At 68.3% G+C, this 12,504-nt stretch carries 10 protein-coding genes; 3 read left to right on the top strand and 7 right to left on the bottom strand.

Features of this window, described 5'->3' with window-relative positions:
- Positions 1–34: 34 nt before the first annotated feature.
- Entirely contained in the window at positions 35–544 is a 510-nt protein-coding gene (locus tag VGR06_RS25540) for a carboxypeptidase regulatory-like domain-containing protein (RefSeq protein WP_327561659.1), read from the bottom strand.
- Positions 541–1,143, bottom strand: a complete 603-nt coding sequence (locus VGR06_RS25535; RefSeq protein WP_327561658.1) for a sigma-70 family RNA polymerase sigma factor — start codon at positions 1,141–1,143, stop codon at positions 541–543. Before VGR06_RS25535 ends, VGR06_RS25540 begins: the two co-directional genes overlap by 4 nt.
- A gap of 409 nt (positions 1,144–1,552) precedes the next feature.
- On the opposite strand from VGR06_RS25535, the gene VGR06_RS25530 reads away from it, so the two are divergent.
- Positions 1,553–1,954 (top strand): Lsr2 family protein, encoded by a 402-nt coding sequence (locus tag VGR06_RS25530; RefSeq protein ID WP_327561657.1) that lies wholly within the window; start codon positions 1,553–1,555, stop codon positions 1,952–1,954.
- Between the two features lie 8 nt (positions 1,955–1,962).
- Here the strand turns inward: VGR06_RS25530 and VGR06_RS25525 are convergent, their stop codons facing one another.
- Positions 1,963–3,168 (bottom strand): NAD(P)/FAD-dependent oxidoreductase, encoded by a 1,206-nt coding sequence (locus VGR06_RS25525; protein WP_327561656.1) that lies wholly within the window; start codon positions 3,166–3,168, stop codon positions 1,963–1,965.
- Positions 3,169–3,229: 61 nt separating this feature from the next.
- Here VGR06_RS25525 and VGR06_RS25520 point away from each other — a divergent pair, with 61 nt between their 5' ends.
- Positions 3,230–3,664: a MarR family transcriptional regulator gene (locus VGR06_RS25520; protein WP_327561655.1), complete on the top strand. Its 435-nt coding sequence runs from the start codon at positions 3,230–3,232 to the stop codon at positions 3,662–3,664.
- On the opposite strand, the gene VGR06_RS25515 is transcribed toward VGR06_RS25520, so the two are convergent.
- Genes VGR06_RS25515 through VGR06_RS25500 form a run of 4 tightly spaced genes read right to left on the bottom strand, consistent with a single transcriptional unit; the run spans position 3,661 to position 9,139 of the window.
- Positions 3,661–4,764 carry a serine hydrolase domain-containing protein gene (locus VGR06_RS25515; RefSeq protein WP_327561654.1) on the bottom strand — a complete coding sequence of 368 codons (1,104 nt, stop codon included), beginning with the start codon at positions 4,762–4,764 and terminating at the stop codon, positions 3,661–3,663. The genes VGR06_RS25520 and VGR06_RS25515 overlap by 4 nt on opposite strands.
- Positions 4,765–4,774: 10 nt before the next feature.
- Complete coding sequence (locus tag VGR06_RS25510) at positions 4,775–7,150, bottom strand: ricin-type beta-trefoil lectin domain protein (protein ID WP_327561653.1); 2,376 nt, start codon at positions 7,148–7,150, stop codon at positions 4,775–4,777.
- A 51-nt stretch (positions 7,151–7,201) separates the two neighbouring features.
- Positions 7,202–7,954, bottom strand: a complete 753-nt coding sequence (locus VGR06_RS25505) for a putative protein N(5)-glutamine methyltransferase (protein WP_327561707.1) — start codon at positions 7,952–7,954, stop codon at positions 7,202–7,204.
- 12 nt (positions 7,955–7,966) lie between these two features.
- Positions 7,967–9,139 carry an MFS transporter gene (locus VGR06_RS25500; RefSeq protein WP_327561652.1) on the bottom strand — a complete coding sequence of 391 codons (1,173 nt, stop codon included), beginning with the start codon at positions 9,137–9,139 and terminating at the stop codon, positions 7,967–7,969.
- Positions 9,140–9,990: 851 nt separating this feature from the next.
- On the opposite strand from VGR06_RS25500, the gene VGR06_RS25495 reads away from it, so the two are divergent.
- A complete protein-coding gene (locus VGR06_RS25495; protein WP_327561651.1) occupies positions 9,991–10,248 on the top strand; it encodes a hypothetical protein in 258 nt (85 codons plus the stop codon).
- Positions 10,249–12,504: the final 2,256 nt, after the last annotated feature.

Here is a 12,504-nt window from a genome sequence, read left to right as displayed (position 1 = left end):
GACTCGCGTGCTGGAACCGGGGACTCGCGTGGTTTTAGAGCATGAGGGGGGAGGTCACCACGGCGCCGGGGCCGTCGGTGTCCGGGTCACGGTGGATGGTGAGCTGGGCCAGGCCCGGCGGGACGCCGCCGAACACGAAGCGGCCGTTGTCCTCGGCGGTGACGAACAGGGAGCGGCCGCGGCGGTCACCGGCCTCGTCGGGCATGCGCAGCTCCACGCGCAGCGGCGCCGCGGGGGCGAGCCAGCCCTCCACCCGCAGCACGTCGTCGGACGGGCCGACGGTGATGGTGACCATGATCGTCAGGCTGTCCGTCTCGAAGGTGACCGCCCGGATCTTCTCCGGGGCCCGCGCCCCGGCGGCCATCCGGGTGTCCTCGTACAGCCGGGACACCTCGATGTCCAGGTTCTCCAGGCTGATCGCGAAGCACACCCGCTCGTTGAGGTCCGGCGGCGGCGGGTCGAACTCGTCGTGCACGGCGCGCACCTGCGCCAGGATCCGCTCGTCGAGCTCGTCCAACGGAGCGTCGGGGTCGATGGCGCTCATTCCGTGCTCCACGCCGGATCCGACAGCAGCAGGCCGCGGAGCTTGGCCAGGCAGCGGCCGCGGGTGGGCCCGATGCTGCCCCGCGGCATGTCCAGCGCGTCCGCGATTTCCGTGTAATCCGGCCGGCCGACCTGCGCGACCACCCGGAGCAGGACCCGGCAGCGCTCGTTGAGCTGGGCGAAATGCCGCCACAGGGTGCGGTCCCGCTCGTTGGTGAGCACCTGCTCGGCCGGGCCCGCCGCCGCGTCCGGCGAGTCGGCCAGCACGTCGACCCCCGGCCCGATCTGCTTGCGCCGCCGGGCGTTGACCCGCCATGCCTCCCGCTTGGTGGCGCTGACCAGCCACCCGGTGAGCGCCAGCGGGGACCGGATGGTGTGCACCTGCCGCACCAGCTCCAACCAGGTGGTCTGAACCACGTCGGCGGCATCCTCGTCGCCCAGCCCTTGGGACCGCGCCACGTGCCACAGCAACGGGTTCAGCTCCGCGACGACCTCGTCCAGCGCGCCCAGCTCGCCGTCCGCCGCGCGCGCCAGGCAGGCGGCCAGGCGCGCGGTCCGCTGCGCCCGGATGTCCGCACCGGGCGCCGGTTCGGCATTCATGGGCGCCTCCACACTCACTGTATCTAAGGGGCGCCAACCGCCCGCCAGATACATGATGCCGGTTCGACGGTGGGGGTTCGTGAGCGCCGGCCGGTGGCCGGCTGCCGGCCGGCGCCTCATTTGGGGCCGTTGATAGTCATTTCCGGCGATCGCGGTCCCCGGCGCGGTGATGGCCTCAATAATCCCGGAACACTTCGCGCGACAATCAACGCATGCAACTTGCAGACTGAGAGCTGCCTCACACGCTACCTGCGTAGTCCACTGTGGAGTGCGTTCACGGAATTCTATACCCGCCCGATTGTGGGCTCGTGGAATTGATGTATCCTCGCGTCAGCACGCCGTACTCCACCGGCGTGCTGGCGACCAGATCACACAGAATGGCATCTCAGGCAGACCGAGGTAGGAGAACATGGCCCAGAAAGTGATTGTCGAGCTGGTGGACGACCTGGACGGCAGCGCATCAGACGACATCAGCACCGTGAGCTTCTCGCTCGACGGCGCGGACTACGAGATCGATCTGAGCGAGAGCAATGCCGAGTACCTGCGCAACACTCTTGACGAGTACGTCACCGCCGCCCGGCGGGTAGGCGGCCGGATCAAGCGAAACGCCGGTGGCCCCCGGACCACCGCGTCCCGCCCGGCGGCGAGCCGTGAACAAACCAAAGCCGTCCGTGACTGGGCTCGCAACAACGGCTTCGACCTGGCCGACCGCGGCCGTATCCCGTCGCACGTCATCGAGGCGTTCGACGCGGCCCAGGCCAAGGGCAAGCGGGGTCGGGGCAAGGCCAAGCAACCGTCTTTCTCGGCCTGACCCGGCGCTCACCAGGGCGCGATGTGATATTCGCTTCGGCGGAAATGTAACATCGCGCCCTTCGGCGTTTTGACGGGGGCGAACGGGGCCGTGCGGGATTGGGCGACGGCGGCGAAGCCGTAACGGAGCATCTCCGTTTCGTAACGGGCGACGGCCTCGGCGGGGTCGGTCGCGACGGCGAGGATGTCGCGGAGCAGGTGGGCGTCCCGCAGCGCGGTGTTGGCGCCCTCGCCCCGGCCCGGTGACATGGTGTGGATGGCGTCGCCGAGCAGGGTGACGTTGCTGGCGGGCCAGGGTTCCACGGCCCGGGCGGACCGGATGTTCACCGGAAAGGTCGCCCCGACGTCGGCGGTCTCGAGAATGCGCCGGACGCCCGGGTGCCATTCCCGGACGCGGTCGCTGGCCAGCCGGTGCAGCGTGGCCGCGCCGGCGTCGCGGAACTCGTCAGGCAGCGAGACCATCCAGGAGAAGTAGTCGGGTATCGGCGTCAGTGCGGTGCCGGGTGAGATCCGGGCGGCCGCCGCGGATACCGGTTCGCGGGTGCGGCAGGTGGCGACGCTCAACGCGACGTCGTCGGGGCCGGTGACGCGATTGAACGAGTCGATGAGCTCCTCGGGGATGTCGAGGCCGGGGACAATGGGGGTGCGTCCCCAGATCGACCAGTGCAGGCTGTCCATTCCCGCGTCCGGCAGGAGCTGCCGGCGTACCGCGGAGTCGGTGCCGTCCGCGCCGACCAGGAGATCTCCGTCCGCGGCCGTGCCATCGGAAAAATGCGCCCGGACCGTGCCGTCGCTTTGCTCGAAGCTGGTGAAGGCTTTGCCGAAGTGCACGATGCGGTCCAGCCCGGCGAGCAGGATCTCCCGAATAGTGAGCCGGTTCACACCGAACCCGGATTCCGGTGTGGACGGCGGGATGGGTTTGGCGAACATCGGGTTCAGCCGGTGGTCCATGAAGATCATCCGGGTGGCCGGCCGAATGGACGTGGCCACGCACAGCTCCATCAGGTGCGGCGGCAGGCAGGCCCGGAGCGCGTCCGTGCCCGGCTGTTTCAACGAGAGGCGGGTGCCCTGGCCGCGAAACGTCGCGCCCGGGCCACGCTCGTAGACGGCAGCGGTGATTCCTTTGTTCACCAGGCCCTGAGCCAGGCACAATCCGCCGATCCCGGCGCCGATGATCAGGACATGCGGACGCTCTCCTTGTCGTGTGGATGTCATGGCGGTGACCATATCTGATAGCTGTCATGGCAGCAACTGTCTGGTCAGCTATCCTTCGCCCATGAACACACGCGTGCCCATCGGGCTCGTCCTCGGCGGTGGATCGCTACTCAGCAAGGTCTCCCGGGAGCTCACCACGGCCGTGGAGCGCGAACTCGCCCCGCTCGGCGTCACCGCGCAGCAGGCCGCACTGATCCTGTACGCCGCGCCGGCGGCGAGCCGGCCCAACGAGCTGGCCGCCGAGGTGGGCACCGACACCGCCGGCATGACCCGGCTGCTGGATCGCCTGGAGAGCAAGGGACTTCTCACCCGAGGTCCGCATCCGAAAGACCGGCGCGCGGTGGTCGTCGAGCTCACGCCCGATGGCCACGCGCTCGTGCCCCAGATCGCGCCCTGCTTCGGCCGGGTCACCACGCGGCTGCTCGACGGGTTCAACGCCCCGGAGATCAAGCAGCTCAACGGCTTGCTGAACCGCATGCTGGAGAACCTGCGCTAGAGGCAGCGATAGAGGGCTTCGACCAGGCGGGCGGCGCGGCCGTCGTCCGGGCCGGTGCCGATCATGCGGTTCATGACGTAGCCGAAGCCGATGCCGGCGTCCGGGTCGGCGAGGCCCAGCGAGCCGCCGCTGCCGGCATGGCCGAAGGAGTTCGGGCCGCCGCCGGTGTCGAGCATGAAGCCGAGGGCGAACCGGGTCGGGATGCCGAGGACCCGGTCCTGACCGTCGGCCTGAACCTTCGTGGCCGCGGCGACGGTTTCCGGTCGCAGGGTGCGGATGCCGTCGACCTCGCCGATGAGCGCGGCGTAGTGCCGGGCGAGGGCGTGGGCGGTGCCGATGCCGTTGGAGGACGGGAACTCCGCGGCGTGCAGCTCGGGGCGGTTCCAGATGTCGTTGCGGGCGAACAGGTTCGACGGGCCGAACATGACGCGGCCGAGCAGCGAGCGGGGATCGATGGGCTGCTGGCCGGGCGGGTAGAGCGGGGCCACCCGGGCCTCGATCTCAGCTGGGAGGCCGACCCAGAAGTCCAGGCCGAGCGGGCCGGTGATCTCGGTGGCGAGGAACCGCCCCAGCGAGACCCCGGTGGTCCGGCGGACCAGCTCGCCGGTCATCCAGCCGAACGTCCGGGCGTGGTAACCGTGATCCGTGCCGGGCGGCCATTCCGGGCACTGTGCGGCCACCGCGGCAACGACCGGGTCCCAGGCCAGCACCTCCGCCAGGGTCAGCGGGGCGTCGATCGCCGGCACCCCGGCCCTGTGGCACAGCGCCCACCGCACCGGGACGTCCGCCTTGCCCTGCGCGGCGAACTCCGGCCAGTACTCGGCGACCGGCGCGTCGATGTCGAGCAGTCCCCGCTCCACCAGCAGGTGCACGCACGCCGCGGTGAACCCCTTGGTGCTGGAGAAGGTCAGCACCGGGGTGTCGGACTCCCAGGGCCGGCCGGTGTCGCGGTCCGCGAGCCCGGCCCAGATGTCCACCACCGCGCGGCCGTGCCGGTACACGCACACGGCCGCACCGATCTCACCGTGGGTCTCGAAGTTGGCCGCGAACGCCTCGGCCACCGCTTCGAAACCGCGGCCGACGGTTCCGTTGACCTCCATCCGGTGATTCTTACAGCCGGGCCCACTGCAGGGTGGTGGCGGTGGAGCAGGTGGCGAGCACGATGGGGGTGTTGTTGGCGGTGCCGCCGCCGTTGGGGGCCAGGCACAGGTTGGACTGGGCGCCGACCACGGTGCCGTTCGCGTTCAGTGTCCAGCGCTGGTTGGCGCCGCCGTTGCAGTCCCAGATGCTGACCGGGGAGCCCGGGGTGGCCGCCTGGTTGAGCGCGTCGAGGCACTTGGTGCCGTAGACCCGCAGTTCACCGGCCGCGGTGCCGGTCCACTGCTCGTTGTTGCCGCCGTTGCAGTCCCAGATGATCAGCTGGGCGCCGTTGGCCTGGCTCGCGCCGCTGACGTCCAGGCACCGGTTGGCCCCGACGTTCCACAGTGGACTGATGGTGCTCGGCGGCGGGGTCTGGCCGGTGATGGCGAGGTTGTCGAACTGCACGTGGTAGTTCCAACCGGAGGCGAAGCCGGCCTGGCCGATCGGGAAGGTGCCGTCGGTGACCGTGCCGAGGGTGGCGCCGTCGAGCCGGGCGGTGATGCTGTTTCCGTTGAACGCCAACGAGATCGTGTGCCAGGTGTTGGTTCCGGGCGCGGCCGCGGTGCCGCTGGCGAGGGTGGTCACGGTCGCCGAGGTGTTGGTGCGGCGGATCGACCAGGCGCCGGTGTTGCTGATCCGGAGCCGGTAGGCGTTGAGGCCGGGCGGGTTGAACGCGGCCTGGGTGCCGGCGCGGCCGATCAGCTCGACAAAGCCGGCGGACTCCAACAGCACGTCGGTGGACACCGTGTAGTTGGCCCAGTTGGTGTCGCCGATCAGGGTGTACGCATCGGAGAGCGGCGCCCAGGTGATGGGTGCGCGTGGGGCCATCTGCCGAACGCAACGGCCGGCCCGGCCGGCGGCGCAGTTGCTGACCTCGAAGGAGCCCTGCAGGTCGGACAGGTACCTGGCTTCCCGGCCGGCCGCGTAGGAGTCGTAGTTGTCGTTGTAGGGCAAGGCGAACGGGGCCTGCGCCGGGCCGGTCGCGGTGCCCTTGCCGCCGCCGGTCGTGGTGGTCAGCGTGTAGACCCGGCCGGGTTGCAGGGTGATCGTGTAGGTGGAGCCGGACGGGGTGAGGTCCGCGCCGCGCACCAGGTCGTCGGCCGGGGTCAGGGTGTTGAGGTTGGTGGACCAGACCCGGACCGCGCCGGTGGCGAGGCCGCCGGTGACGGTGAACGTGAACGGCTCGGCCGCAGTCGCCTGGGTGGTCTCGATGACCGTGCTCCACTGGTTGGTGGTGTTCGAGCGGAGCGTCACGTAGCTGCCGATGTTGCGGTTGTTGCTGAGGAACCCGCTGGCCGAGTCGAGGTAGCGCCAGCCGGGCGCGGTGAACTGGGTGGTCTGGGCCATGACCCAGGCGTTGCGGCCGACCGCGTAGAAGCCGGACCAGGGCTGCGGCGCGAGCGCGACACCCATCGTGGGGAACGGCAGGTTCGGGGTCACCGAGGCGATCACCGGCCAGTTGATGTACGCGGTCATCCGGCCGTCGAGGTAGTCCCGGTTGATGCCGCGGGCCAGCGCCTGCGCCCCGGCGTTGTAGTCGTCCGAGCCGTTCTCGCTGGCCCACAAGGTTTTCCCGGTGGCCAGTGCGTTGGCCGAGCTGGGGCAGTTGGTCTGCGCGCTGCGGTAGCCGCAGACATAGTGCACGCCGAGGACGTCCACCGCGTTGCGGAACGCGGTGTTGTTGACCGCGTCGTCGGCGACCGACCAGCCGCTCGAGTCGTCCGAGGCGACGATCTTGACGTTGCCGAAGCCGTTGGCGTCCAAGGCGTTGTTCAGGTTGACGTACCAGGTGAGGTTCCGGCCGCGCTCGTTCCAGCCGCCGAGGTAGTCGATGGTCAGGCCGTGGGCGTCGCGCGCGCAGGTCAGCCACGCGATCAGATAATTGATCATGTCGGTGGAGAAGAACGTGCCGTTGCCGATCCAGCCCGGCGCGCCCCAGGAGAGTCCCGCCAGCCGGATGTTCGGGTTGCGGGCCTTGGCCTGCTCCATGAGCCACCATTCGTAGCCGCGGTTGCAGTCCAGATCCGTGGCCGAGTGCTTGTGGCTCGGCTCGGCGCCACTGGTGGAGTAGGTGTCCCCGCCGATCTCCACCTTGAGCAGCTGCATGGCCGCACCGAAGTTCGGCCGGAACAGGTAGTCCAGGATCTGCGTGCGCTGCGGCTCCGGATAGTCCATGAGCAGCCGGCTGTTGCCGCCGCCGCCGCTCACCGCGCCGATCCCGTCCAACGTCCGGCCGGCCGCATTGCCGTCGATGGTGATCGTGGTGGCCGCCTGCGCGGGCAGCGGCACGCTGACGCTCGCCGCGGCGAGCAGGAAGGACAGGGTCAGGGCGGTGCGTCGACGCATGGCGCGCTCCTGTTCGAGATCCCGAAGGCAGGTCGAGATTCTGAACGCATCCTACCGAGAAGCGACGACGACCGTAGCGCCAAGTTTTCCCGAATGAAGGACTCGGGTTTTGAGACCCGATGCCCCCTCGACCAGGTGGGGTGCTTGGCGCTCACTGGTTTCCACCAGAACGTGACCGCCGTGGACGAGCCATTCCGGAGCGGCGGCGATGACCCGGCGGGCGATGTCGAGACCATCGGCGCCGCCGTCCAGGGCGACCCGCGGTTCGTAGAGGCGAGCCTCGGGAGGCATGAGGGCGATCTCGCCGGTGGGCACGTAGGGGGCGTTGGCAACGATGGTGTCGACGCGGCCGTGCAGGGTTTCGGGCAGCGGCTGGTAGAGGTCTCCTTGGTAGACCTGGGAGTTCGGCAGGTTGCGGCGGGCGCAGGCGACGGCGGTGGGCTCGATGTCCACGGCGTGCAGTTCCACGTCGTCCACTGTGGACAGGATGGCCGCGCCGACGGCGCCGGAGCCGCAGCAGAGCTCGACCACGACGGCGCCGGGTTTCGTCCGTTTGATGGCCTGGCGGGCCAGGAACTCCGTGCGTCGCCTGGGAACGAAGACCCCGGGGTCCACGGCGATGCGCAGGCCGCAGAACTCGGCCCAACCGAGAACGTGCTCCAAGGGAAGGCCGGCGACGCGGCGGTCCACCAGGGCGGTGAGGTCCTCGGGCGTGCTGGCGGCTCCGATGAGCAGCCGCGCCTCGTCCTCGGCGAAGACGCAGCCGGCGGCCCGCAGCCGGGCTACCACGGTGGAACGGGAGATCACCGGGCCAAACTAACCCCGCCGCGCAAGCCAAATAGCCGTGCTCAGCGTGGCGAGCGCGGTGATTCCGTACAGGACCCGGTAGTCCAGGTGTGCGATCGCCAGCGCGCCGGCGGCCTGGGTCAGCGGTAACGGGGCGAAGAGCGCCAGGGTGACCGCGGCGGCCACCCGGCCCTGCAGCGCGTCCGGGGTCTTGCGCTGCGTCAGGTTGATCACCCCTACGATCGTCCAGGGCAGGGCGAACCCCAACACGAACCCGCCCAGGAGCGCCGTCGGGACGGTGGGGATCATCCGCAGCACCGTGCCGGCCACGCTGTTCAGCAGGCCGAGCAGGACCAGCCGGCGCTCGCCGACGCGTCGGATCAGTGATCCGCTCACCAGCCCGGCGATGATCGACCCGGCGCCGAGCGCGCCGGTGATCAGGCCGAGGAAGCTCGGCGGCCGGTGCAGGGCGTCCACCAGGCCGTACTTGCCGGCCTCGGCCGCCCCGGTGATGGCCATGGCCAGCGCGCCGGCGATCATGATCGTGCGGAGCGGCGGGGTGTGCCGGATGTGAGCGAACCCGGCGACCAGTTCTTCGCGCCAGTGCCGGTCGGGTGGTTGCGGCACCGGCTCGTGGACGCGCAGCATCAGCAACGCGAACCCGGCGACCAGGAACGTGGTCGCGTCCAGGGCCGCGACCAGCCCGCCACCGGCGAGCACGTACAGCCCGGCGCCGAGCAGTGGGGCGATGAGCTTGCCGCTCTCCCCGATGGCCATGCGGACGCCGTTCATCCGCTGCCGCAGTGGGAGCGGCAGCATGGTCACGAACAGCCCGCTCTCCGCCGAGTCGATGAGCGCGGCGGCGCTGCCATAGCCGGCCATCGCCACGTAGATCAGCCAGGTCTGGCCGGGGGAATGGACGAGCAGCAGCGGCAGCATCAGCGCGGCCGCCGCCAGGTTCACGGCCACCAGCAGCGGCCGGCGCCGGACCCGGTCGGCCACCATGCCGGCCACCGGCCCGAGCAGGGACGGCGCGTACACGCACACCGACGTGATCGCGGCCGCGCTGCTGCTGCCGGTCAGCGTCTTCACCCAGATGCCCGCGACCAGCGACATCGCGCTGTCGCCCAAGGCCGACGCCCCCAGCCCGACCAGGTAGATCCGCGCATTGCGCCGGCTCTCGCGGTCCGTCCTCCCCCTCACCGCGCCGAGGCTAGCCGGTCAGATTGCAGGTGGCAAGAAAGTTGAGTCTGATCAGCTCAACTTAATCGCGTGAGCCGATGGCAACAAGCGACGGCACCCTAAGCGGTATCGCTGGCCCGAACGCAGACCGCGCCGGAGTCATGATCTCTCGAGCGGGTTGTCACGCGACGTACCTCTCGGATTGCGCTTCGGCAGTATCACGATGGCGCATCTTCGGAGTAATGCTGCGCGGTCCGTTCTGGCGCAGAGTAGCGGATTCACTACTTCGAGCGTGGTTCTGTCTGCAGGGAACCGACGACATGGCCCCGGAGATGATCATCTCCGGGGCCATTGGTGACGGGTCAACCCGATACCAGCGAGTTGTTCCATCGATGACCCCGTGCTCGGCTGCACCATCAGCATGCGCAGGGTCGTTCCTGGCGTCTGCCCGGGAACAACTTGACGTTATCAGCTCCCGTGACGGTCATGGGGCGCATTGGACACTTCTGGATAGGCCCTTACCAGGGCAAATGCGCTTGCCGCCAGCTCACGCAGGCCAAATACGGTCGGGGGGCCAGCTCATTCAGAAGCCGATGGACGCAGTGACTCAGACAATCTTGGACATCGCCAGACTGGCCAATCTAAGGACGTGGACGGCAAAGCGGCCGTGTCCGTCGCTTCGTTGTGACGGCCCGTGGTTGGATTTGCCTCGACCTAGGTGACCCCTCTCGGTCGTCGCGCTCTACTCGGATACCAGCCGAACGAGCTCGGCAAGCCCTACAGCCTCGGCTGCACCAACCAAGACCGTCGTGGCCCCTTTTTTCCAGTGCCAGACTGGCGGGGCCGCCCGGCTCTTAGCTCAGGGAGTTCCCATGCACCCACTGTCGCCGTGCGCGCATGTCGCCGGCGAGTCCTTCCAAGCTGAGTCGGTGAAGACCCAGCAGAGCATCGTGATCGTCGTGGTGTACGTGTTCGTAAGTTGGATGATCTACCGCGGGTTCGCCCCCTATGCGGCTGTGGTGACCGCGGGCGCTTCACTCGTGGTGTCGATGACGCCACCGACCATGGTCCGATACCTGATGGCCCTCGAGTTCGGAGCCGGCATCATGGTCAGCGGGAAGGTGCGATGAGTCAGCCCGCTTTTGCCCAGGTCCCGTCAGCTGATCCGGCGGCATCTGTATGGGTGGTACAGGCGTTTCGTGACCTTCTCCAGGTGGAGATGGCTCGTGGCGGGCACACCATGCAGAGCCTCGCTACCTGGGTGAACCTGCCACCCTCCGCGGTCCGCAGAGCGATTACCGGGGAGAGCCTACTTCCGTGGGAGGTCTACCACGAGATCCTCGCGGCGTGTGGCGCATCCCCGGCCAGACAAGCTCATATCAGGCGACGTTGGTCCGTGGCCCGCAACCAGATCATGCATGCGCAGTCGGCTCCGGGCCGACCACGAACACAACTTGAGGAATCCCCACGGGAGCGGTCCTATTTGGAACTCGAAGACGCCGAACTGCTGGCCCGCACGCCAGCCGAGTTCGCCCAACTACTCAACCGGATTCGGGCACGAGCCGGCCTAACGTGCGGGCAGATCGCGACGAAAGCCAAGATTCCTCGATCCCAGGCTTACAGTCTCGTCGACAAGAATCGAACCACCCTGCCCACAAAGCGGAGCCAGGTCTGTGCGTTCGTGGAAGCCTGTGGGCTGCACCCTCATCAGGTCGAAGGGGTTATGCGCCTGTGGAGCAAACTGTTAGAAGCCAAGACCGCACCCGCTGTACCTGCGGAGAATACTGAGCCAAGGCTCTTGCCGGTGATGGCGGACGAGGCTGACCCACCAATTGATCAACCAGTCGACATCTCGGATCCTGAGACATCCCCGGCCGTGGGACCGCCGGCGGGCGGCAGGCCGGTGCGGGCCCAACCATCTGGGTCGTTGAGACCTATTCTCGTCGATCTGGTCAGCGACCACGGCGATGGTTGGCACCGGACCTGGCGTCTAACAGCCCTTCTGTTCACTATTCTGGCCGTAGGTATGGCTACCGTTAGTATATTCTTCGTCGCAGCTGTCAACCGTCTGGGCTTGGTTATCACTGCTCTGATCATTGGGCTGGCAGCAGCCATCTCTGGATTTCTTGCGTTATCCATACGACCTCGCATGCCGACTTCTGTGCCGACCCCCGCCGTCAAGCCCGCGGCTGTACGCAGGTCGACTCATGCACGCAGCACTATCTCAGTGGCTGAAATCCTTGCCCGTGAGGAAAGTCCTGAGTCTCGATCGGCAGGGTCGCCGCCATGGCTCCGTACGCGACCATACCTCGAAGAGATATCCGATGACGGAGATGAAACAAAGCGCCCGCCGCACTGAAGGGTGGGTCTCCAGAGGTTGCCTCGCCGGTCGGTGGGTCGGCGGTCTGCTGGACGCGGTTGCCGCTCTGGCCATGCTCGCCTCCGTGCGCCGCGGGCGGTCAACGCCGTGGCCCGGTGCCGGTTCTCCGTCCGGATCGTGAAAGCGGCCGGGGGCGTCGCGCCCGAGCGGGAGCTCCCGGCGTTCGCGGCCGAGCGGTTCAGCTCGTGGGTTCCGGCGGCGCCGTCGATGTGCCGCTGTCGCCGGCATGTTGCGGGTTGACCTGGATCTCCACCGGCCAGCTCGGGGTCGCCGAGCGGGTGCTGCGCCGGACGTTTTCCGTGCTGCGGCCGCAGTTGAGGGACGGTACACCGGTGGAGCGTGAATGTGGGCCGGCGGGGAATTTCGGGTTCGAGCGTGAGCATTATGCAGTGTCGATGGCGTGTGCGGAGGATGCCTTGTTTCCGGCGGTGAGGGAGGTGGGGAGGGGACTACGGGTGCTGGCGGATGGGTTAGTTGTCGGACGCAGGTGGAGCATGGGGTGCCTGGGCGTCCGGCGGTGCACTTGGCGGAGTTGTTGGCGGGTGGGCTCGGGGCCGCGGCTGTTTCAAGATCACCTGAGTGGTTGTTGTTGCTGATGGGACCGTGGTGACGCCAGCAACTCCAGGGGCTCCGCTGTCGTGCGATGAAGGGGGCCTTTGTCACGCTGGGCGTGAGGAAGGCCCCCTTCCTCGCATCCACTCCACAATGGACACTAAGGTATCGCCGAGGTTCCGCACCACCGGCACACCATCGGCCTTGGGTAGTACGTGCTGAGCCGCTGCTTAAACGATCTTGAAACGGCCCTGGGCTCGGGGCGAGGTGATTTCTCCCGCTCTTGGCGGGTGATGGTTGCCTTCTAAAACATTAAAAATTTTAGGAGAGGGAAAGACAAAGGAAGCGCTACGGCGCCGCCTGTGGCGCCGCCGTGGCGCTCGTCGGGGCCGGTTTTGTTTCGGGGGTGCCGGTGGGCGGGGGGGGGGCGTCGCGCCAAAGAATCATGACCACA

This window comes from Actinophytocola sp., from assembly GCF_036002505.1.
Classification (GTDB): Bacteria; Actinomycetota; Actinomycetes; order Mycobacteriales; family Pseudonocardiaceae; genus DASYTH01.
The sequence above is the reverse complement of the archived record's forward strand: the minus strand, read 5'-3'. Positions and strand labels throughout refer to the sequence as shown.